The organism is Streptomyces sp. NPDC052042, from assembly GCF_044548345.1.
In the GTDB taxonomy this organism is placed as follows: Bacteria; Actinomycetota; Actinomycetes; order Streptomycetales; family Streptomycetaceae; genus Streptomyces.
In genome coordinates this window covers 124,418-146,646 of the sequence record NZ_JBIUBU010000002.1, presented here as the reverse complement: position 1 = coordinate 146,646, position 22,229 = coordinate 124,418, and the positions used below count along the sequence as shown (strand labels likewise).

General features: G+C 71.1%; 16 protein-coding genes. 8 read left to right on the top strand and 8 right to left on the bottom strand.

The window, feature by feature from the left end:
- Nucleotides 1-115 precede the first annotated feature (115 nt).
- Nucleotides 116-490: an STAS domain-containing protein gene (locus ACIHCL_RS05890; RefSeq protein ID WP_399857363.1), complete on the bottom strand. Its 375-nt coding sequence runs from the start codon at nt 488-490 to the stop codon at nt 116-118.
- Nucleotides 491-880: 390 nt separating this feature from the next.
- On the opposite strand from ACIHCL_RS05890, the gene ACIHCL_RS05885 reads away from it, so the two are divergent.
- The 3 genes from ACIHCL_RS05885 to ACIHCL_RS05875 all read left to right on the top strand — a co-directional run bounded on the left by ACIHCL_RS05885 (nt 881) and on the right by ACIHCL_RS05875 (nt 5,831).
- Nucleotides 881-1,459: an RNA polymerase sigma factor gene (locus ACIHCL_RS05885; protein WP_399857360.1), complete on the top strand. Its 579-nt coding sequence runs from the start codon at nt 881-883 to the stop codon at nt 1,457-1,459.
- A complete protein-coding gene (locus ACIHCL_RS05880) occupies nt 1,456-2,961 on the top strand; it encodes a zf-HC2 domain-containing protein (protein ID WP_399857358.1) in 1,506 nt (501 codons plus the stop codon). The genes ACIHCL_RS05885 and ACIHCL_RS05880 overlap by 4 nt, the downstream gene beginning before the upstream one ends.
- 1,742 nt (nt 2,962-4,703) lie before the next feature.
- Nucleotides 4,704-5,831 (top strand): glycosyltransferase, encoded by a 1,128-nt coding sequence (locus ACIHCL_RS05875; RefSeq protein ID WP_399857357.1) that lies wholly within the window; start codon nt 4,704-4,706, stop codon nt 5,829-5,831.
- 499 nt (nt 5,832-6,330) lie between these two features.
- On the opposite strand, the gene purU is transcribed toward ACIHCL_RS05875, so the two are convergent.
- Together purU and ACIHCL_RS05865 are read right to left on the bottom strand one after the other, a co-directional pair.
- Entirely contained in the window at nt 6,331-7,218 is an 888-nt protein-coding gene (purU, locus tag ACIHCL_RS05870) for a formyltetrahydrofolate deformylase (RefSeq protein ID WP_399857355.1), read from the bottom strand.
- A 123-nt stretch (nt 7,219-7,341) separates the two neighbouring features.
- Nucleotides 7,342-7,782, bottom strand: a complete 441-nt coding sequence (locus ACIHCL_RS05865) for a hypothetical protein (RefSeq protein ID WP_399857353.1) — start codon at nt 7,780-7,782, stop codon at nt 7,342-7,344.
- A 183-nt stretch (nt 7,783-7,965) separates the two neighbouring features.
- On the opposite strand from ACIHCL_RS05865, the gene ACIHCL_RS05860 reads away from it, so the two are divergent.
- Nucleotides 7,966-9,246: an ABC transporter substrate-binding protein gene (locus tag ACIHCL_RS05860; protein ID WP_399857351.1), complete on the top strand. Its 1,281-nt coding sequence runs from the start codon at nt 7,966-7,968 to the stop codon at nt 9,244-9,246.
- 366 nt (nt 9,247-9,612) lie between these two features.
- Here ACIHCL_RS05860 and ACIHCL_RS05855 read toward each other — a convergent pair whose 3' ends face one another.
- Together ACIHCL_RS05855 and ACIHCL_RS05850 are read right to left on the bottom strand one after the other, a co-directional pair.
- Complete coding sequence (locus ACIHCL_RS05855; RefSeq protein ID WP_399857349.1) at nt 9,613-11,022, bottom strand: hypothetical protein; 1,410 nt, start codon at nt 11,020-11,022, stop codon at nt 9,613-9,615.
- Between the two features lie 203 nt (nt 11,023-11,225).
- Nucleotides 11,226-12,608, bottom strand: a complete 1,383-nt coding sequence (locus tag ACIHCL_RS05850) for a transcriptional regulator (RefSeq protein ID WP_399857347.1) — start codon at nt 12,606-12,608, stop codon at nt 11,226-11,228.
- A 670-nt stretch (nt 12,609-13,278) separates the two neighbouring features.
- Between ACIHCL_RS05850 and ACIHCL_RS05845 the strand changes: the two genes are divergently transcribed.
- Together ACIHCL_RS05845 and ACIHCL_RS05840 are read left to right on the top strand one after the other, a co-directional pair.
- Nucleotides 13,279-14,118 carry an ABC transporter ATP-binding protein gene (locus ACIHCL_RS05845; protein WP_399857345.1) on the top strand — a complete coding sequence of 280 codons (840 nt, stop codon included), beginning with the start codon at nt 13,279-13,281 and terminating at the stop codon, nt 14,116-14,118.
- The gene (locus ACIHCL_RS05840) at nt 14,115-15,767 is read left to right on the top strand and encodes a transporter (protein WP_399857344.1); all 1,653 of its coding nucleotides are present in this window, start codon (nt 14,115-14,117) and stop codon (nt 15,765-15,767) included. Before ACIHCL_RS05845 ends, ACIHCL_RS05840 begins: the two co-directional genes overlap by 4 nt.
- 187 nt (nt 15,768-15,954) lie before the next feature.
- Here the strand turns inward: ACIHCL_RS05840 and ACIHCL_RS05835 are convergent, their stop codons facing one another.
- Together ACIHCL_RS05835 and ACIHCL_RS05830 are read right to left on the bottom strand one after the other, a co-directional pair.
- On the bottom strand, nt 15,955-16,860 hold the full coding sequence (locus ACIHCL_RS05835; RefSeq protein ID WP_399858024.1) for an alpha/beta fold hydrolase: 906 nt from the start codon (nt 16,858-16,860) through the stop codon (nt 15,955-15,957).
- 936 nt (nt 16,861-17,796) lie between these two features.
- On the bottom strand, nt 17,797-18,489 hold the full coding sequence (locus ACIHCL_RS05830; RefSeq protein WP_399857343.1) for a metal-dependent transcriptional regulator: 693 nt from the start codon (nt 18,487-18,489) through the stop codon (nt 17,797-17,799).
- 219 nt (nt 18,490-18,708) lie between these two features.
- On the opposite strand from ACIHCL_RS05830, the gene ACIHCL_RS05825 reads away from it, so the two are divergent.
- Nucleotides 18,709-19,467, top strand: coding sequence for an SIS domain-containing protein (locus ACIHCL_RS05825; RefSeq protein WP_399857341.1), 759 nt, complete (start codon nt 18,709-18,711; stop codon nt 19,465-19,467).
- Nucleotides 19,468-20,055: 588 nt separating this feature from the next.
- Here the strand turns inward: ACIHCL_RS05825 and pdxH are convergent.
- Entirely contained in the window at nt 20,056-20,682 is a 627-nt protein-coding gene (pdxH, locus tag ACIHCL_RS05820) for a pyridoxamine 5'-phosphate oxidase (RefSeq protein WP_399858021.1), read from the bottom strand.
- A 221-nt stretch (nt 20,683-20,903) separates the two neighbouring features.
- Here pdxH and ACIHCL_RS05815 point away from each other — a divergent pair, with 221 nt between their 5' ends.
- On the top strand, nt 20,904-22,013 hold the full coding sequence (locus ACIHCL_RS05815; RefSeq protein ID WP_399857339.1) for a citrate synthase 2: 1,110 nt from the start codon (nt 20,904-20,906) through the stop codon (nt 22,011-22,013).
- Nucleotides 22,014-22,229 lie beyond the last annotated feature (216 nt).

Sequence of the window (22,229 nt, the reverse complement as noted above, 5' to 3'; positions counted from 1 at the left end):
GGTGTCCCGTTCCCGGCACTCGCGACCGCCACAGCTTTCCGCTCCCCCGGCTGCCACGGCCTTCCCGGGCCTCCCGGCCTCCCAGCCCGACTGGTCCGCCCGGCCTTCCCGGCCCTCAGGCCGGAAGCGGGCGGGCCACGTCGTCGACGGCCGCGCACGGATCGGGGTAGACGTCGAAGAGCCGGCGCACGCCGAGGGCGCCGATGACCCGGTTGACGTGCGAGCCGTCCTCCGCGCCGCGCGCCGGGAGGATCAGCCGCAGCCGGCCCCCGCACGAACGCATCAGGCGACGGGCGGCGATCAGCACGCCGACTCCGCTGGAATCGCAGAACTGGACCTCGGAGAGGTCGAGCACCACGTCGTGGCGTCCTTCGGCGACCGCCTCGTGGACGGACCGGCGTACCGCGGGCGACGACACCAGATCCAGTTCGCCGCACATACGCAGCACGGTCCAGTCGCCGTGCACGGTCTCGGCCACTTTCAGTGTCACGCGACTGGGCCTCTCGTTCCGTGTCTTCCGACGTTGTTCCGTGATTTCGACTTCCATCCGGGTCCGACCGGGTCCGATCGTTCCTCACCGGGTCCGACCGACTCGAACGGGCCTGATCAGGTCCGCCCCGATCCTGCGAGGTCCCGGAAGTCTCCGCTCCTTTCCCGGCTGCCCCACCGCAGACCCATGAAACACCGGCCCCTGCGAAAGGCCATAGTCGTTTTCGAATCGAAATGATTGCTTCAGGTACGATTTCGCCACCGCAGAAGGGCGGCGCTTTCCTTATCATGCTCGGCCCCTTCAGGGGCGCACTTGCCACAAAGGGTCGTCCGTGGTCGGCATCGCCGACTACATTCGGTGTGACGAGGGGAACAGAGGGCTGGGGGTCGCATGGCGAGAAACGCACCACCCCGCTGGGACCGCAAGATGCAGCAGCGGCTGGCACGCGGTGAGGCGGCCGCCCTCGGCGAACTCTACGACCGGTTCGCCTCGCTGGTGCACAGCCAGGCCCTCCGGATGCTCGACGACGAGGCCGCCGCGAACCAGGTGACCCGCGAGGTCTTCGGCTACGTGTGGGAGAACCCGGACGCCTACGACCCGCTGCAGGGCTCCATGCGTTCCTGGGTGGCGCGGCTCTCGCACCGGCATTCCGTGCGGCGGCTGCGCCAGTCGTACCGCCCCGCCGAGGACGCGGACGGGCGGACCGGTGCCGAGTTGGAGGAGCGGGTACGCCGGGCCACGGCCTCGGCCCGCGCCGACTACATCGTGACGTCCATGCCCGCCCCGTTGCGAGCCGCGCTGGAGCTCGCCTACGTCCAGCGCAGGGACTACCGGCAGGCCGCCGCCGACCTCGGGGTCACCGAGGACGAGGCTCGTCGCCGGCTGCGGCTCGGGCTGCAACTGCTGTCCACCGCCCACACCCACCCCCTGGAGGGGGCGTCGCCGCCCGGATACGGACGGACGCTGTGACCACCGGCGGCAGCGCGCACGGGCATGACGACGAGAGCGAGGGACGCGACGACGAGGTACGGGGAGCACCGCGCATCCCCGGGCCGCGGGCAGCCGCCGACGACTACGACCTCGGTGCCCTGCCACTGCCGCCCTCACCACTCGTACGCCCGTCACCACCCGAGGAGCGGGGACGGACATCCGGCGAACGGCGATGGGCGCCCGAGGAACCACCGTGCGCGCCCGACGAAGGGCCATGGCCACCCGACGAGCCGCTGACGACGACAACGGAACGGGAATCCGCCGTGGCACCATCCGGCCCGCTGACGCCACCGAGGCCACAGAACCCGCTGGCCCCGCTGTTCCCTCGGAAGCCGGTGGGCCCGCCGGCCCCATCGGCCCCGCGGCTGCCCCACAGCGTGCTCAAGGCGCTGCTCGGCGCCTGGGCGCTTGCCGCGTGTTCGGCGGAGGAGATGGAGGCCGTGGAGGCGCATCTGACCGGGTGCGCCGCCTGCGCGGACGAGGCGTTGCGGCTGCGCGACGCCGTCGGACTGCTGCAGACCGACCGCAGCCTGGACCTCGATCCGACGCTGCGTTCCCGGGTGATCGAATCCTGCCTGAGCCGTCGTCCGGCCACCGTCCCGGTACCGGACTGGGCCGCTCCGTACGAGGCGGAGACCGCCCGACTCGACGCGCTGCTGCATGACATCGGCGGCTCCGAGTGGCACGCCCCGGTGCGGCTGAAGTGGTTCGAAAACGAGGAGCAGGTCCGCCGCAAGACGACGGTCGCGGGTGTCGTCAGCCACCTCATGACCGTTGACGGGCTGATCGCCACGGCTCTCGGCCTGGACGTGCCTCTGGGCGACGGCACCACCGGCCGGGTCGACGACTGGCCGCTGTCGCCCACCGCCCGCACGGAGCGGTACTGGTCCGCGGCCCGTCTACCGCCCACCCGCTCGATCCACGAGCCGTGGCGCGCCCAGAGCCACACCCTCATCCGCACGGTGTCGTTCGCCGGACGCCGGGTCTCCGAGCTCTCCGTCTCGTACGGCGACTTCGCGATGCCGATGCATGACGCGCTGCTGGAGCGCGCCTTCGAATGCTGGGTGCACGGCGGTGACATCGCGGACGCGGTGGACTACCCGTACGATGCGCCGTCCGCCCCGCATCTGAACCGGATGGTCGACCTGGCGGCCCGGGTCCTGCCCGCGGCCCTCGCCGAGCGTCGCAGGACGGGGCTGGCCGGGCCCGTCCGCCATCTGGTGACCGCCGGTTCACCGGGCCGTTCGCTGCATCTGGAGATCGAGGGCTCGGGCGGCGGCGACTGGTACATCCCGCTGGACTCGCCCGCTGCGGCCGGATCGCCCGTGCACACGGTGGCGCAGATCGCACTGGACACCGTCGAGTTCTGCCAGCTGATCGCCGGGCGCGTGCCACCGGCGGACGCGGCGGCCGGCCAGCAGGGCGACCGCGAGGCGATCCGCGACGTCCTGTTCACCGCGGCCTCACTGAGCCGGCTCTAAGGGCGCCGGTGGCCCGCAGCAGGTTGTAGGTCACGGCCCACGGGGTGAGCCAGGCCGCGTTGGCGTGGAAAGTGGCCGGAGCGCAGGTGGGCGAAGGCTCCGGCCGTGCTGTCGTGCCGGCGGTCACCGAATTGCATGACCGCCGATGCGCCTGGCCGACAGTACAGAGCGAGACGGCCGTCTCGGCCGTCTCGCTCTGTGCTGTCTCCCCTGGTTCAGGGCGCCGCTTGGCCGCGAGATCGGCGGCGCGTGGGTTACCAGCCGTGCCAGGGCCACTCCAGAGCACCGGGGCTGGGGACGAGGTCTCCTTTGAACGCTATCCCCAGCCATTGAGAGCCCGGGGACGCTCTGTGCAGACCGAGCCGATGCCCACTGACGCACGTCGCCCCGCCGCCGTGGGCCGGGCCGGACGGACTAGGGAACGTTGGGGCTGATCTGGGAGAACCCAGGAGAACACGCCGACTGCAGGTCTGCCGCGGTGACGATACTCCCGGGGGCGCCGCTGGCAAGGCAGTTCGCAATGTAAGTTGTGCCGTCGGTGAACCGAACGTAGATGTCGAAGTTTCGACCTCCGCCCACCTGCGACAACTCGGTGTCCGCAGCTGTCTTGCCCGCGGGGTATCCCGCGACGCCTCCACCCGGCGACGTCGGGTTCATGTCGATCCAGTTGTTGCACGACGGGGGTGTGCTGGTAACGCTTGCACAGCTCTGGAAGTAGGCGTCGCTTGTGGCCCCGGCGTTGCCCTGGGGTGAACCAGTGGCAGTCCGGAAGGCTTCGTTTCCATTTCTGATTGCGACGATGTCCGGGCCGGAGGCCCCCGTCGCGCCGGTGGCTCCGGTGGCTCCGGTGGCCCCGGTGGCTCCGGTGGCTCCGGTCACCCCGGCGGGCCCTTGGGAACCGGTGGCCCCGGTGGCTCCCGTCAGTCCCTGCGGTCCCCGCGGGCCAGTGGCCCCGGTCACCCCGGCAGGTCCTTGGGAACCGGTCGCCCCGGTGGCTCCCGTCAGTCCCTGCGGTCCCCGCGGGCCAGTGGCCCCGGTGGCTCCGGTCACCCCGGCAGGTCCTTGGGAACCGGTCGCCCCGGTGGCTCCGGTCGCGCCCTTCGGACCGGTTGGTCCTGTGGGGCCCGTTGCTCCGCGGCAATGATCCTTGTCCTTGCCGTCGCCACCGCCGAATGAGCTCGCGCGGTGATCTGGCTTGCCCTTACGGTCCGTGCACTTGTCCTTGTCACCGCCGTACGCCACGGCAGAGTGATCCGTGATGCTCTGCACCGCTGCGGCGGCCGGGCTGGCCACACCAGCCGTCAGAACCAGCGCGAGCGAGGCCAGCATGCCCGCCTTCCTGAAGCCGTCGCGCGCCAGCGGTCCGAGCCCCAGTCGTCTCGTGCTCTCAGGTCTCATCCAAGTACTCCCTTGTGTCAATGGTGCGAGAAAGGGTTCGGCGTCCCCGACTGGGAGCTTGACCTGTGATCACCTGAGCCAGCGGCGTATCCGACCGTGGCGCACTCATACTCATCACATTGGCCCATACGGAATGTCCTAACAGAGCAATTCCCTGGAGAAGGAAGCATTGCTGCGATTAATTACGGATAGCCCATGCCTCTGTGTGGATGCCGTGTCCCGGAACCAGAATGTGCCACAGTAGTGCCCGCTCCTGTACGAAAAGGCCAGCCAGCATCCAGGACCGGTGAAGGGTGACGAAGCAAACCATCTGCCTGTGCATGATTGTCAAGAATGAATCACGCGTGATCGAACGGTGCCTTTCCTCCGTACGCCCGCTGATCGACACTTGGATGATCTCCGACACCGGCTCGAGCGACGGTACCCAGGACCTGATCCGCAAAACGCTCGACGGAATCCCCGGCGAACTGTGTGAGGAGCCGTGGACCGACTTCGGCCACAACCGCACGCAGAACATCCAACGGGCCCGCGGTAAGGCCGACTACCTGCTCACCATCGACGCCGACCACGTCCTGCGCCAGGACCGCCCACTGCCGCACCTGACCGCGACCTCGTACATGCTGCGGTACGACACCCCAGGAACCCAGCACCGCTTCAAACACCTGATGCGCGGCGACGTGACATGGCGCTACGAAGGCGTCACCCACGAATACCCGTGCACGGATGAGCCCGACATCCAGGAGAACCTGGACGCACTGGTCATCGAGGACCACGCCGACGGCGGCTGCCGCAGCGAGAAGTTCGAGCGTGACGCGCGTCTGTTGCGGCGTGAACTCGAACGCGATCCCTCCAATCCGCGGACGGTCTTCTACCTGGCCAACACCGAACGCGACCTGGGCCACGCGGAAGAAGCGATCTCGTTGTACGAGCGGCGTGCCGCGATCGGCGGCTGGGCGGAAGAGGTCTACTGCTCACTGCTGGAGGCCGGCATCCTCAAAGCCGACAAGACCGACGACTGGGCCGGGGCGATGGACACCTTCTCCCGCGCCTGGGAGACCCGCCCCCAGCGGCTGGAAGCCGTCTACGAACTCGCCTCACGCCTGCGCCTCCAAGGCCGCCACCACACCGCGCACGCTGTCCTCAGGGCAGTCGTCGGCCGAAAGGAACCGGACGACTTGCTCTTCACCAAGTCCTGGGTGTACCGGTGGGGCCTGCTCTTCGAGTACGCGATCACCGCATACTCGGTGGGCGACCATTCCGCCTCGCTCCAGGCATGCGACACGCTCCTGAAAATCCCCGACCTACCCGATTCCATCCGCTGGCAGACCGAGGCCACTCGGCAATTCGCAGCCCAGTACGCCGCCACTATCCCGCAGCCATCCTCACGGTCCCGCAAAGCGAGTTCCAGCCAGGCCGGCAAAGCCGCAAAAAACTCAAAGACGCAAAAGGCGGCCAGAGCCCGCAGAAAGTAGAAACGAAGCGTCCAGCCACAATGCTGGTGACTTGGCGCCCGCCGCCGCACCCGCGCCGTTTGACGCACTCAGCTCGACCTTCTGCGCCACCGGATCCGGAAGGCCGCACCGCTCGGCCGGCCGCATGACCGGGACCAGCCCGGCATGTGCGATCGGATTCGGGTCGTCGAACGCGGCAGAGACCGGTGCCGGCGTAAGGGAAACTTGCATCTCCGAAGTGCCTTGCTGATCGTGCGTACTGGAAGTCTGAAGAACTCCCATCATCGCCAGGTCACAAGGCACTTCCTCGTTTTCCCGAAAGTTACCCACCGATCTCACATCGGTGGATCGAGGCCGAGGGCTGTCCCGTAATCCCTGGCGGGCGCGCGACGACAGCTGCGGCACCTCGCTGCACTGTCGGAGCGTCCGCATACATCCAGCATGCGGACGCCCTTCCGCCTTGCGATGCACCACACCCGACGCCGCGCGCGCTGGTCCACCACGGATTACGGGACAGCCCTCAGGCGAAGATCACCGTGCGGTGGCCGTTGAGCAGGATGCGGCGCTCGGCATGCCACTTCACCGCCCGCGCGAGCGCCTGGCACTCCACATCGCGGCCGACGGCGACCAACTGGTCCGGGGTGAGGTCGTGGCCCACCCGCTCGACCTCCTGCTCGATGATCGGGCCCTCGTCGAGATCGGCCGTCACGTAGTGCGCCGTCGCACCGATCAGCTTCACACCGCGTGCGTGCGCTTGGTGGTACGGCTTCGCGCCCTTGAAGCTCGGCAGGAAGGAGTGGTGGATGTTGATGATCCGGCCGCTCAGCCGCTTGCACAGGTCGTCCGAGAGGACCTGCATATAGCGGGCGAGGACGACCAGCTCGACATTCTCCGTCTCGACCAGTTCCAGCAGCTCCGCCTCCGCCGCCACCTTCGTGTCCTTCGTCACCGGGATGTGCCGGAACGGGATGTCGTACGAGGCGACGAGCTCCGCGAAGTCGGTGTGGTTGGAGACGACGGCGGCGATCTCGACCGGCAGCGCCCCGATCCGGGAACGGAACAGCAGATCGTTGAGGCAGTGGCCGAACTTGCTGACCATCAGCACGACCCGCATCCGCTCCGAGGTGCGGTGGATCTGCCAGTCCATCCGGAAGGAGTCGCCGATGGCGGCGAAACTGGCCCGCAGCTTCTCCACGGTCACCGGGTGGTCCGCCGAGAAGTGGACCCGCATGAAGAACAGACCCGTGTCGTGGTCGCCGAACTGCTGACTGTCCTCGATGTTGCAGCCCGTCATGAAGAGATAGCTCGACACGGCGTGCACGATCCCCTGCTTGTCGGGGCAGGAGAGCGTGAGGACGTACTGATCGGGGGCGGTATCGGCCGGTTCGGCGGGATGTGGCACGGTCATTCCCGTAGGGTGCCACATCGGGCCGGGCTCAGGCCGGTCCGATCAGGATGCGGACCGGTCGGGACGGAGGCCGGTCAGGCCACGGCCCCGGCCGGAACATGCCCGTTCAGGCCACGGATCCGGTCATGACGCGGCCCCTATCATGACGCGGAGCACGTCCAGGGAACGTGGCGGGGTGTCCGGGTCCTCGCCGTCGTTGGAGGCGAGCAGCACATGGGCCTCCCGGGCGGCCACCACGGCCTCCGGCCAGCCCGGGTGCTCCAGATAAGCCGACACGGGGGCGTCTGCGCCGATCTGGTGCATGATGCGCAGCACCCGCAGCACGGCGGCGTCGACGAGGGCGGCCTCGTCGGCGTCGCGGAAGATCGTGCCGACGTACTTGTCGCCGGACCAGTTGTCCAGCCACGTGTCCTCGACCAGGCGGTACACGGCGTCGGTGACGTCGCCGTACCCTTCCCGCCCGGCCACCCAGCACTCCTGGTGGAAGACGGGGTCGGAGAGCATGTGCAGCGCCGAGCGCACGTTGCTGCGCCAGCGCCACCACGGCATGTCGTTCAGCGGCATGCCGCCCATGGTGGAGGAGCGACGGCCGCGACGGGAAGTGTTCTGCGAACCTTGCTGCACGGTAGTCGATCGTACGTTCCTTTTTTCGCCAACCCGACGGGCCCCCGTAATTCACCTGGACGTCACCGAGCGTTGCGCGAAGCACACAGCGCCGTTACCCCGGGGGCGGCATCCTCCTTGCCCATGACCGGACGGCGACGCCTCACCTCCCCCCGCCCCCTCAAGCTCCTCATGAGCACGGTGGCGGCCGGGGCGTTGCTGGTCACGGGCTGCGGGGCGCTCCCTGGAACCACGGGGGGTTCCAGGGAGCCCATCACCGTCGTGACCTGGGCCCCCAGCGGCACCACCGGGCCCGACGCGCTGAACATGTCCGGCATGACCGCCATGGCGGTCGCGTACGGCCGCTGGGCCAACGAGAACGGCGGGCTCGACGGTCACGAGCTGCGCGTCGTCACCTGTGACGAGGCGGACACCACCACCGGCGCGGCCAACTGCGCCCGGCTGGCCGTCGAGAACAAGGCGGTGGCGGTCGTCGGCTCCTACAGCCGGCACGGCTCGTCGTTCATGGCACCGCTGGAGACCTCCGGCATCCCCTACATCGGCGGCTACGGGGCCTCCGAGGAGGAGTTCAGCAGCTACGCCTCCTACCCCGTCAACGGCGGGCAGTCGGCACTCCTGGCGGGCAACGCCCAGCAGCTGGCCCACCGCTGCGACCGGGTGTCCGTGGTGCGGCCCGACACCCTGGGCGGCGACGGCCAGGCGTGGCTCCTGAAGACCGGTCTCACCCGCACCGGGCGGCCCGCCCCCGCCGACATCCGGGCGGCGGAGGCGGCGACGTCGTACGACGAGGCCGCCGGGCACGCGCTCCAGGCGGCGGGCCGCGGCGAGGGCTGCGTGACGGCCGTGCTCGGCAGCCGTACGGAGACCTTCTTCGACTCCTTCCGACGGCTGGAACCGTCGTACGGGCAGGTCCGGGTCTCGTCCGTCCTCGGCAGTGTCGGGCAGCAGATGATCGACAGCACCGGTGGCCGGAAGTCCCCGTTCGAGGGGGCGTACGTCACCGGCTGGTACCCGGCGCCGGGCGATGCCCGCTGGGACGGGATGCGGGCGGTGGTCCGCAAACACGCCTTCGGCGACAACCGGATCGACCCGGACGACCCCGGCGTCCAGACCACATGGATCGCCTATACGGTGCTGCACGAGCTCGTGAAGTCGCTCCACACCTCCCGGATCACCGCCGGAAAGGTCGTCAGCGCGCTCAACCACGGTCCGCGGTTCGACACCGGCGGGCTCACACCGGCACTGCGCTGGCGCTTCTCGGACACGCTCGGGTCATCCGCGTATCCGCGCATCGTCAACAGCAAGGTGACGTTCCAGGTAGTGCGCGACGGGCGGCTCGTCGCGGACCAGAAGGGCTTCGTGGACGTCGCCGAGACGCTGTCCGACGCGAGCGCCCTGGGGTGAGTGCGGCGGGGGCGGTCCTTCCTCGCCCTCGCCCTCACCGCGCGCACGGAACCTCTGCCGCACACGCGGCCCCCGGCCCGCGTACAGAACCTCCGCACAAGTCCGCACGGGTACGGCCCCTGCCGGGCCCCTGCCGCGGTGCCCCTCGTCACGCACGGCCCCCGTCGCGTCGACACTCGGGAATCCCGTGGCGTACCCGACGGGGCCGGGGCGCCCCGGCCCGCCCGCCGTCCGGGGCCGACCGGCACGCGCACCGACCGCATGGGTCAGGGGCCGACCGTGTGGGTCAGGGGCCGACCGTGTGGGTCAGGGGCCGACCGTGTGGGTCAGGGGCCGACCGTGTGGGTCAGGGGCCGACGGTATGGGTCAGAGATCGACCGCTTCCCGCCGGGTCAGTCCGTACTTCGACGCGATCGCGTTCCACAGCTCCGACGCCTCCTGCTTCGCCTTGCTGGCCTCGCCGCTGCGCACGGTGGCCTGCTGCGTCTGATAGGTCGTGCGGGCCTTGCCGTGCTTGCAGACCTTCTTGCCCTGCTTGGCCTGCTCGGCCCATGCGGCGTAGTGGTCGTCGGCGGAGGCGGACGCCTGCCACGCCTTGGTGAGGGCGGCGGTCAGCCGTTCCTGGTCGGGCAGTTGGTCGACGCTCAGTTCCTGGAGCCGGGTCACCAGATCGCGGCGCTGCTGGGCGGCGCCCTTCAGATCCGTCACGGCCTGGTCCAGGTCCTGGCAGTTCTTGGTCTTCTCGACGGCGCCGATGACCGCGGAACGGCTGTTGTTGCTGTCCGCCAGCAGCTTGTCCAACGCCTCGGCCTGCGTCTTCACCGGGTCCTCCGTCGGCTGCGGGGAGGGCTCGCTCGACGGTGAACCGGCGGCCGCCACGGGCTGCTTGTCGTCGGCGCCCTTGTTGTCGCCACCACTCATCAGTGCCCCCGCGCCCAGGCCCACGGCGGCGCAGCCGGCGACCACCGCGGCGATGAGCGTGACGTGTGCGCGCTTCTTGCGCTGTCCGGTGCGCCGCTGCGGGCCCTCGTCCGCCGATTGGTACCGCGGCTGCGGGGGCCTGGGCGCCGGGGGCCCGCCCCGGTGCTGCGGCGCGGGGTCGAGGCGGGGCATCTGCTGGGTGGCGCCGGCCACCCCGTCCTCGCGGAACAGGTTGTCGAACTCGGCCGGCGGCTGGCGGTCGCCGGGGGCGCCGGGTCTGATGCCGTACGGGGCGCCTCCGGGGACCGGCGGGATGTACTGGGTCGCCTCGGTGTCGCCGCCGTACGCGGGCGGCTGCTGCGGCGGCGTCCCGTGGTCGAGGAACTGGGTGGCCTCCGCGGGGTTCTCCGGCGGGAGCCCGCCCGGTACCGGTCCGCCGGGCACCGGGGCGATGTACTGCGTGGCGTCCGCGTCTCCGCCCGCGGCGGGCACCGGGCCGGGCGCGGCGCCGCCCGGCACCGCCTCCGGGGGCAGGGGCTGCGCGAACGTCTGCGGCTGGTGATGCGGCTGGTGCTGCTGGGCCGGGGGCAGCAGCTGTCCGTATCCCTGTCCCGGTGGCATCTGCCCGTACGGATCGTGCCCCGGAGCGGCCTGCTGCGGCGGCGACGAGGCATCCGGGTGCGCCGCCTGCGGCCCCCAGGGCTGCCCCCACGGCTGACCGCCCGCCGGGGCGCCCTGATCCGCGGGCCCTCCTGGTATCCAGGGCTCGCCGCCACCCGCGGGCAGCACGACACCTTCGTGCGCGGGCGGTGCAGCAGGCAGCTGCCGCTCGTCACCCTGTCCGCTCTGCGTCACCGGGACTCCTACATGTGAACCTACGGAATCGTCGGCTCACGCTATCGGGTGGTCGCCCCTGTCCGCCAAGGGTGTCCGGTCGCTCACCAGCCCTTCACAGATCCGGGCAGGACCCGGCGCCGTGGAAAGGCGTTCGCATGACCGCGAGACGCGTGCGACGGACCGCCGGGGAACGCCGGGCGAGGGCGGACCGGCGGCGCCGCTCAGGCCGCCTGGAGTTCCAGACGCGCCCCGAACTCCCGCACCGCCGCCTCGTCCCCGTACGGGACCAGGCGCTGCTGCAGATCGTCCAGATACTCCGCGCCCCGGCTGGAACGCACCGACGCCAGCAGCTCCATGGCCCGGGTGCCGGTGTGGCACGCCTGCTCCACCTCGCGCAACTGGACCTGGGCGGTGGCCAGGAGCACGAGGCCGATGCCCCGGCGGCGGGCCCGGGACTCCGGGTGGCCGTCCAGCGCCTCCTTCGCCCGGCGCGCGCCGGCCTCCGCCTGGCCGAGGTCGCGGTGGCAGTGCGCCAACTCGTCGGCCAGGTAGGCCGGGTCGAAGTGGGCGATCCAGTCGGGGTCGTCCCCCGTGTCCGGTTCGGCGTGCTCCAGGGCGGCCAACGCGCGGCCCGCCGCCGCCTGGCAGGTGCGGGCGTCGCCGAGCAGGGCGTGGCCACGGGCCTCCGCCGCGTGGAACATCGACTGCGCGCGCGGGGTGATGTGCCCGCGCGCGCCCTCCTGCGCGGCCCGCGCCAACTGCGCGATCTCCCTGGGGTTGCCGAGCTGCGCGGCGAGATGGCTCATCGACGCGGCCAGCACGTAGCCGCCGTACGCCCGGTCCCCCGCCGCCTGGGCCAGCCGCAGCGCCTGGATGTAGTAGCGCTGGGCGAGCCCCGGTTGCCCCGTGTCGACCGCCATGTACCCGCCGAGTTCGGTGAGTCGGGCGACGGCGGCGAACAACTGCCGTCCGACCGACTCCCGGTACGCGCCCGAAAGCAGCCCGGACACCACGCTGTTCAGATAGTGCACGAGTACCGGCCGCACATGGCCGCTGCCGAACCGGTGGTCGAGGTCGGCCAGCGCGGATGTCATCGCCCGGACCGCCGCCACGTCCGACATCCCGACCCGGGCCCCGGCCGACCGCGCCACCTGTGGGTCGGCGCCGGTGATCAGCCAGTCCCGGCTGGGTTCGACCAGGGCCGACGAGGCGACCGTGGAACCCGTCAGGAAGTCGCGGCGGCCGACATCGCTCCGCCACAGCTCGCAGACCTGCTCGATCGCGCCCATGACGGTGGGGGCGAACTGGAGACCGACGCCGGACGCCAGGTTCTTGCCGTTGGCCATGCCGATCTCGTCGATCGTGACCGTACGGCCGAGCTTGCGGCCGAGCGCTTCGGCGATGACGCCCGACGCCCGGCCTCGCGGCTGCTGCCCGCGCAGCCACCGGGCCACGGAGGTCTTGTCGTACCGCAGGTCGAGCCCGCGCTCCGCGCCGACCATGTTGACGCGGCGGGCGAGGCCGGCGTTGGAACATCCGGCTTCCTGAATGAGCGCCTGGAGCCGTTCGTTCGGCTGGCGGGCGACGAGAGGCCTGGCTGCCATGTTTCCCCCAGATGCCGCAGAGATCGATTGAGCGGATCAATGCCCTTAGATTGCGCGGAAAATGCGCACATTCACCGTGTTCACCATGTCCGTCTTCTTCCTTGCTGTTCCTTGTCATTCCTGTCGGTATGTGACGGAGGCCGATCGTTCCGACCGTGCTGCGGGTGCCCCCTCCGGCATGGCCGCAGGCGGGTGCTCCCCGTGCCGCGGACGACCGCCACGACGTCGCCCGTACATGGGGCTACCCGCCCCGCCGGACACCGCCCCGCGCGCGCCCCCGCCGATGCATCCATGCGCCCCGTGGGCCGGACCGGCACACCGCCGACGCCTCCGGTACACCCGTAACCCCGCGTGGCGCCGACGGTTTCGCCGTTCATGGAAAAGCCCATCGGAGTCGATCTCGCCGGTCGCGGCGAGGGCCGTTCCGTGACCGCCCGCCGCCCCGGACCCGCGGACGCGGCGCGGTCCGATGGGCCCGCCGCCCGGCCGCCGCCAACCGCCGACTGCCGGACTCGGGGAGGTCATCGGCCCGCTCGCCCGCATCAGAGAGGCGGCCGGCGTCCCGGCGGTCCGCTCCCGGCCAACGCCTGATCCCTTCCTTGACGGCCGACACCCGGATAAGTGTTTCGTAAGCTGTCCGAACAAACGGGGCAACGAAAGGCAAGAAAATATGCAGGACCGGGCACAGAACGACAGGGAAGTCCGGGCCGGAGAGACGGGAACAGCGAGTGGAGTGCCAACGACACCGCCCGCCGTTCGCGTACAGGGGCTCTGGAAGCGGTTCGGGGAGCAGACCGCGGTCGCCGGGGTCGACCTGGAGCTGCCCGCGGGCAAGTTCATCGGCCTGGTGGGACCGAACGGTGCGGGCAAGACCACCACGCTGTCGATGATCACCGGGCTGCTCCGCCCCGACGAGGGACGCATAGAGATCGGCGGCCACGACGTGTGGCGCGACCCGGTCGCCGTGAAGTCCAGAATCGGCGTGCTTCCGGAGGGGCTGCGGCTCTTCGAGCGCCTCTCGGGGCGCGAACTCCTCGCGTACACCGGCAGGCTGCGCGGTCTGCCGGGCGCCGAGGTCGACAAGCGGGCCACCCAACTCCTCGACGTCCTCGGCCTGGCGGGCTCCCAGCACAAGCTGGTCGTCGACTACTCGACCGGTATGCGGAAGAAGATCGGGCTGGCCGCCGCGCTGCTGCACAACCCCGAAGTGCTCTTCCTGGACGAGCCGTTCGAGGGCGTCGACCCGGTGTCGGCCCAGACCATCCGCGAAGTCCTGGTGCGCTACACGCACTCGGGCGCGACCGTCATCTTCTCCAGCCATGTGATGGAGCTGGTGGAGTCCCTCTGCGACTGGGTGGCCGTCATGGCCGCCGGACAGATCAGGGCCCAGGGCCCCCTGGCCGAGGTGCGCGGCGACGCGTCCTCGCTGCAGGACGCCTTCCTCGAACTGGTCGGTGCGGGTTCCCGGGCCGCCGACGAGTCCCTGGACTGGCTGGGCGGCGACCGATGAGCGCGCTCGACACCCCCGTGGGGGCCGCCTCCGTCCGGCCCGCCGCGTCCGGGCGAACGGCGCTCGTCCCCGTCTTCGTACAGCTCAAGCTGGCCCTGCTGCGCAACGGGCTGCGCCAGTCGGCGGGCCGACGCGCCGCGTACATCACCTCCATCGTCTTCGCCGCGCTGTTCGCCGCGAGCCAGCTGCTGGGACTGATCCTGCTGCGCGGGAACGCCCATGTCGCGTCCATGGTCGTACTGACGGCCGTGGTGCTGGCGGTCGCCTGGGCGGTGATGCCGCTGTTCTTCGCCGCCGGCGACGAGACGCTCGACCCGAGTCGGCTGGTGATGCTGCCGCTGCGGCCACGCCCGCTGATCACGGCGCTGCTGGTGGCGTCGCTGGTCGGGATCGGCCCGCTGTTCACCCTGTGTCTGACGGTGGGCTCGGTGATCGCGGTGGCGCACGGGGCGGCCGGTGCCGTGTTCGCGGTGGTCGCCGCGCCGCTCACACTGCTGGTCTGCGTGACCCTGGCCCGGACCGTGGCCACGGCCAACACCCGGCTGCTGACCTCGCGCAAGGGCCGCGACCTGGCGGTGCTCAGCGGGCTGGTGATCGCGGTGGGCTTCCAGTTCGTCAACTTCGGCATGCAGCGGCTGGGCGAGGCGGGCGGCCTGTCCGCGCTGGCCCCGGCGGCGAACGTGGTGCGCTGGCTGCCGCCCGCCTCGGCGATCGGTTCCGTGGACGCGGCGTCGCGGGGGCTCTACGGACAGGCTCTCGCGCAACTGCTGCTGTCCGTGGCGGCGTTGGTGCTGCTGCTGTGGCTGTGGCAGCGGAGTCTGGTGAAGCTGATGACGGCCCCGGACGGTTCGACCCTGGCCGCCGCCGCACCGACCCGTGAGAAGGCCGGCCGGAGCGGATCCGGCCTTGCCGCGCTGCTGCCCGCCGGACGGACGGGCACGGTGATGGAGCGCAGCCTGCGGTACGTCGCGCGCGACCCGAAGACCAAGGCGGCCTGGGTCACCGCGCTGGCGATCGGGCTGATCGTGCCGGTCATCAACGCGCTGCAGGGCCACGGTTCGGTCTACTTCGCCTGCCTGGCGGCCGGGATGCTTGGTGTCCAGATGTACAACCAGTTCGGCCAGGACACCTCCGCGTTCTGGATGGTGGCGCTGACGATCTCCTCCACTCGGGACGCGTACGTCGAACTGCGGGCGCGGGCGCTGGCCCTGTTGCTGATCACCCTGCCGTACACGGCCGTGGTGACGCTGGTGACGGCGGCGATGGTCGGCGACTGGGTGGCCCTGCCCGGGGCTCTGGGACTGTCGTTCGCCCTGCTGGGCGGGATGCTGGGAACGGGCGCGGTGGCCTCCGCACTGTTCCCATACTCGATTCCGCAGGACGGGGCGTTCAAGAACGTCGCGCCGGGACAGGCCGGACTCGCCTGGATCTCGATCTTCGGCGGCATGATCTCCGCGCTGGTGCTCGGTGCGCCCATGGTCGCGACGACGATCTGGCTGAGCGTCACGGACCGGCACGAGTGGCTGTGGCCGCTGCTGCCCGCGGGCCTGGCGTACGGGGCGCTGCTCGTCTGGGCGGGGCTGCGGATCGCCGCGCCGCGCACGGCGAAGCGGCTGCCGGAGATCCTGGCGGCGGTCAGCAAGGGCTGACACGGGCGGGTCGTGACGGATCCCGCTCGGGTCCGTCACGGTCCGGTCGGCCATGCCGGGGCCACCCGCTCGGCACACCTCACTCGTCACACCGCGGACCGCGTGGGGCCCTTACGGTCCGGCCGGCGCCCGCCGCCCCGGACCGCTCACGGGGAGGGGGCAGGGCCCGCGGTCCTCACCGGGCTGCTCACCGGAAGGCGGGACCAGGCTCACGGCCCTCGCCCCAGGGGCCCTCGGCGAACCGTTCCAGAAACGGTCTGACCGCCGCGAGCCAGCCATCCGGCTGGTCGTAGTGGACGAGGTGACCCGCTTCGGCCACCTCCGCGTACTGCCCGCGTGGCAGCACCCGAACCATCTCCTGGGCCTCCGCCCGGCCGAGCGCCCCGTCGATCCCCCGGAGCACCAGGGCCGGGCAGCGGACCAGGGCCAGCTCCTCCCAGTGCGCGTCGAACACCCAGGTCGCACGGGACCGGAGCATCTGGCGGCGGGAGAAGACGGGGCGCCAGCCGTCCGCCCGTTCGGCCATCACCTCGGCGAAGAAGTCGCCGCGTGCCGGGTTCGGCCGCTCCACCCGGGGGTCGTGCTCACCGAACCACTTCCGTACATCGGCGAGCGTCGCGAACGGCACCGGCCAGGACCCGAACCACTCCTCCCACTCCCGTTGCGAGGCCGCGCCGAGCGCGGAGGCCCGCATGTCGCAGATGACCAGGGCACGGACCAGATCCGGGCGCTTCGCGGCGACCTGCCACGCGGTGAGAGCCCCCATCGCGTGTCCGACGAGGGTGACGGGGGCGAGGCCGAGCTGCTCGATCGCCGCCTCGACATCGGCCACATACGCGTCCCGGGTGTACGCGTGCTCGGCCGGCTTCTCGCTGCGGCCGTGGCCGCGCTGGTCGAGGCCCACGGCGCGATACCGTCCGGCGAGCCGACGGCAGGTCGAGGCCCAGTGGGAGGCCCGGCCCATCAGGCCGTGGAGCAGGAGGACGCCGGGGGCGCGCTCGCCCTCCGGGCCGCCTCCCTTGGGCGGTTCGGCGAACTCCCAGGCCGCGAGACGTACGCCCTCGGCCCCGGTCACATCGATGCGTCGCGCCATGGATTCCGGCACCCCCTTCTCGTCCTCGATCACCGATCGGTCCCATTCGTTCAACGCACGGTCACACACCACGCAGACTATCGAACCTTTATTCGAATCAAGCTTCCGCCGACCAACACCCCTCGTATGAGTGACCGGCCCCGAGGGTTGGCGGCGTTGGCGGAGGGGAGACCTTTTCCCGGGAGGCGGGCCGCTCGGGGATGAGGGCCCGTGGGGACCGACCCTGAGAGCTCGGGGCTCCGGGTCGAAACAGGGGGAGGGCAGGCCCCGGCGCCCGCAGGCGCCGGGGCCCTCTGCTGCTCGGGGGCCTTTCGCCGACCGGAGTACCCGCCGGTCGGCGAAGAATCGGCCGGGCGGGGCGGACGGGGGGCGAGCCCGCGGCGGCAGGCGGGCGGGATGGGGTGAAGGGGCCCGCCGGGGCTGCCGGGGCTGCCGGGGCTGCCGGGGCTGCCGGGGCTGCCGGGGCTGCCGGGATCAACGGGGCTGCCGGGCTCAACGGGGCTGCCGGGCTCAACGGTGCGGCCGACGTTGATGGGGCGGCCGAGGCGTAAGCGTCCGGCGATAGGGACAACCCAGGTGGGGCGGACAGACCTGATGGGCCGGGCGGGCGGATGAGGCCGGCGGGGTGGATGGGCCAGTTCGATGGGCGCATACACCTGCTCCCTCCCGACCGCGCGGCCGCGGGCCGACGCTCTCAGGCACGCCTGGAGCCACAGCCTGGCACGTGATCGGTCCAAGCGCTGCGGTCCGGGCAGAAAAACAAAAAAGCGAACGCCGAAACACCAAGGCCGGACAGACAGCGAATGCCGCTCTCCGCTTCGGCACCCCCGCCGGCGTCCGTGGATGTCCTACCGACGTCCGCCGATGTCGCGTCGACGCGTCAAGGTGCGGGGCCCGGTACGGCCGAGGGCGCCCCCCGGCCGTACCGGAGGCGACTCAGCGCTTGCCCACGAACACGTGCGAGGCGACCTCGGTGTCCAGCTCAGCGGCCTCGCCACCGCTGCCGACCAGCACCCCGCCCGGCGACTGGGTCACGCTGACCACCGAACCGGGTTGCACGCCCGCCCGCCGCAGCGTGTACATCAGCTGGGCGTCCGTCTGGATCGGCTCACCGATCCGGCGCACGACCACCGTCTTGCCCTCGGCACCGGGGTCGAGCTCGGACAGGCTCACCATGCCCTCGTCGAGGAAGGGATCGACCTCGGCCTTCTCCCCCAGCTCCTCCAGTCCCGGGATCGGGTTCCCGTACGGGGACTCCGTGGGGTGGCGCAGCAGCTCCAGGACCCGCCGCTCCACCGCCTCGCTCATCACGTGCTCCCATCGGCACGCCTCCGCGTGGACCTGCTCCCACTCCAGGCCGATGACGTCGACGAGCAGGCATTCGGCGAGCCGGTGCTTGCGCATGACACGGGTCGCGAGGCGGCGTCCCTCGCTGGTCAGCTCCAGATGGCGGTCGCCCGCCACCTGGACCAGACCGTCGCGCTCCATCCGCGCCACGGTCTGGCTGACGGTCGGACCACTCTGGTCCAGCCGCTCCGCGATCCGGGCGCGCATGGGCACCACGCCTTCCTCTTCGAGTTCGAGGATGGTGCGGAGATACATCTCCGTGGTGTCGATCAGTCCGGACATTCGTGCCCCTCGGTGCTGTGACAGGAATACGTCGTGCGCTGGCCCTCCACCAATTCTGACGCATACCGCTGACAACCGTGCCGAGCCGGTCGAACGTCCCGCGCCGGAACGGTGGAAGCGGTATTGACAGGCAACTGGTCCAGACCGCAACGTGATCCGCGACACGACACCTCATGGACATCCCGTGAACACTCCTTCCCGGCGGAAAGGGCCTCCTCGATGAGCGACAGCAAGCTGGCCGGTCAGTTCTTCGGCGCAGCGATCGGCCTGCTGGAGCGCGTACGCGACGAGGAGGCCGAGAACATCGCGGCCGCGGGCACCGCGATCGCCGACACCGTCGCCGCGGGCGGCAGGCTCTTCGCCTTCGGAGCCGGGCATTCCTCGCTGCCCGCGCAGGACGTCGTCTACCGGGCGGGCGGGCTCGCCCTGATGAACCTGCTGGCGGTGCCGGGCACGGTCGGCGTCGACGTCATGCCGGCGACCCTAGGCTCGGCGCTGGAGCGGGTCGACGGCCTGGCGGGCGCGGTACTCGACTCCGGCCCCACCAGGGCGGGCGACCTCCTCGTGATCATCTCGCTCTCCGGGCGCAACGCGCTCCCGGTGGAGATGGCGATGAACGCGCGAGCCCTCGGCCTGAAGGTCATCGGCGTCACCTCCGTCGCATACACGGAGGGCACGCGGTCCCGGCACTCCTCGGGCGGTTTTCTGCGCGACCACTGCGACATCGTGCTCGACAGCAAGATCGCCGTCGGTGATGCGGAGCTGACCCACAAGGGCATCGAGGCGCCGTTCGCGCCCGCGTCGACCGTGGTCACCAGCGCGATCATGCAGGGCATGATGGCCGCCGCCGCGGAACGGCTCGTGGAGCGCGGCATCGAGCCGCCGTTGCTGCGGTCCGGCAACGTCGACGGCGGCCACGAATGGAACGGGCGCGTCATGACGGAGTACCGGGACCGGATCTTCTACCGCCAGGGCTGAGGATCTTCATACCGGCGGAGCCGACCCGTTCCTCCGCCGTCGGTGCCGCCCAGGGCTCACGCCCCCGCCCCTCTCACGCCCCCTGCCCCTCGGCGGCTCTCGCGCCGCGCGGACGGGACGCCGCTCGAATAAATGGCTTGAGCCCCCTTCCCGACGCTCCTAGGCTGCAGCCACACGTGAAAGGAGGTGTTCCGAAAAGTGATTTCTTCTCGGACTCGTGAGGTGGCTGCGGGCTGACGCCCGTGCGCCGCGCTCTTCGCAGTGCAGGCCGGTCATCGGCCAATCCCAAGCAGTCACCGACCCGCAGGCTCGCCGGTAAGTCCGGCCGGCTCCTCCGCGAGGAGGACCAGGGCCTGCGGGTTTCTGCTTGTCCGGACGGGGTCCGCGGCCCGGTGCGTACGGGGAACGTGCGGAGGCCCGGTGCGTACGGAATACGTGCGTACGGAGGGCAGGCGAAGGGCCGGTGCGTAGGGAGGACCGTCACGTGTGGTCCCCGGGCCCGTCACCCACCCGGGCGCGCGGGATCCGGCCCCGTACGCACGGACCGCCCATCCATGCGTACGGGTCGCGAACCGTTCCGTCAGTCCCTCACGGGCACAGGCGCTCGACGCGCCAGCTCTCACCCTCGCGCACGTACCTCAGCCGGTCGTGCAGCCGGTTCTCGTGGCCCTGCCAGAACTCGATCGTGGCGGGGACGACCCGGTAGCCGCCCCAGTGCGGGGGCGCGGGGACCTGTTCGCCCTCGGGGTAGCGGGCGGCCAGTTCGTCGTAGCGCGCGATCAGCTCGGTGCGGGTGCCGACCACGGTGGACTGGGCGCTGGCCCAGGCGCCGAGCTGGGAGCCGTGCGGGCGGGTGCGGAAGTAGGCCACGGTCTCCTCCCGGCCGACGCGGGACGCGGTGCCGGTGACCACGACCTGGCGGGCCATGGGGTGCCAGGGGAAGAGCAGCGAGACGTACGGGTTGGCCGCCAGCTCGCGGCCCTTGCGGGACTCGTAGTTGGTGAAGAAGACGAAGCCGCGCTCGTCGTACTTCTTCAGCAGCACCGTGCGCGAGGACGGACGGCCGTCGGGGGTGGCCGTGGAGACCACCATGGCGTTCGGCTCGTAGAGCAGCCCGCCGACGGCGACCTGCCGGAACCAGTGGGCGAATTGCTGCATCGGGTCGGCTGCCAGCGAGTCCTCGGTGAAGGGCTCGGACCGGTACTGCTCGCGCATCGCGGCCGGATCGGTGATGGAATCGGAAGGTGAGTCTGCGGTGGGCACGGGGTCATCCTGCCGCAGCGGTCGACTCCGCCCCGCAGCCAGGGGCGTCTGTCAGTCACCGGTGATGAGGGGAACAGTGCCGGATGTCACGCTTCCCCGCCTCGTGGGAACCGGCCAATATCTTGGGGCAGGCCACTGTGGCCTCCGTACAGCCGTCGACCGAGGGAGCCGCCATGTCCGACTTCGTACCGGGACTAGAGGGAGTCGTCGCCTTCGAGACGGAGATCGCAGAACCGGACAAGGCGGGCGGTTCGCTGCGCTACCGCGGGGTCGACATCGAGGACCTGGTCGGCCACGTCTCGTTCGGGAACGTCTGGGGTCTGCTGGTCGACGGGGCGTTCAGCCCCGGTCTGCCGCCTGCCGAACCGTTCCCGATCCCGGTGCACTCCGGTGACATCCGGGTCGACGTGCAGGCCGCGCTGGCGATGCTCGCCCCGGTGTGGGGGCTGAAGCCGCTGCTCGACATCGACGAGCGGACGGCGCGCGACGACCTGGCGCGGGCGGCGGTGATGGCGTTGTCGTACGTCGCCCAGTCGGCCCGCGGGCAGGGGCGGCCGATGGTCCCGCAGAGCGAGATCGACAAGGCCGGTTCCGTGGTCGAGCGGTTCATGATCCGCTGGCGCGGTGAGCCGGACCCCAAGCACGTGAAGGCCGTCGACGCGTACTGGACGTCGGCCGCCGAGCACGGCATGAACGCCTCCACGTTCACCGCCCGGGTCATCGCGTCGACCGGCGCCGACGTGGCCGCCGCGCTCTCGGGTGCGGTGGGCGCGATGTCGGGCCCGCTGCACGGCGGCGCCCCGTCCCGGGTCCTCGGCATGATCGAGGAGATCGAGCGGACCGGCGACGCCATCGCGTATGTCAAGGGGGCCCTGGACCGGGGCGAGCGGCTGATGGGCTTCGGCCACCGGGTCTACCGGGCGGAGGACCCGCGGGCACGCGTCCTGCGGCGCACCGCCGAGGAGTTGGGCGCGCCTCGCTTCGAGGTGGCGCGGGCGCTGGAGGAGGCCGCGCTGGAGGAGTTGCACGCCCGGCGCCCGGACCGGGTGCTGGCGACGAACGTGGAGTTCTGGGCGGCGATCGTGCTGGACTTCGCGGAGGTCCCGGCGCACATGTTCACCTCGATGTTCACCTGCGCGCGCACGGCCGGCTGGTCGGCGCACATCCTTGAGCAGAAGCGGACGGGCCGACTGGTGCGGCCCACGGCCCGGTACGTCGGACCGGGGCCGCGCGACCCCCGGTCGATCGAGGGGTACGAGCAGCTCTCGGACCTGGGGAACTGAGCTTCGGTCCGGGGAGCCGGGCACCGGGGCGAGGTTTGGGCGCCGGGACGGGAGAGGGTGAACCCGTCCCGTCCCGGCGCCCGATTGGCCGTCCGTGCGGCGGCGCCGACAGCCCGTCGGCCCGTCGGCCGGTTGGCCGGTTGGCCGGTTGGCCGGTTGGCCGGTTGGCCGGTTGGCCGGTTGGCGACACTGACGGACCGTCGGCCGGCCGAACGC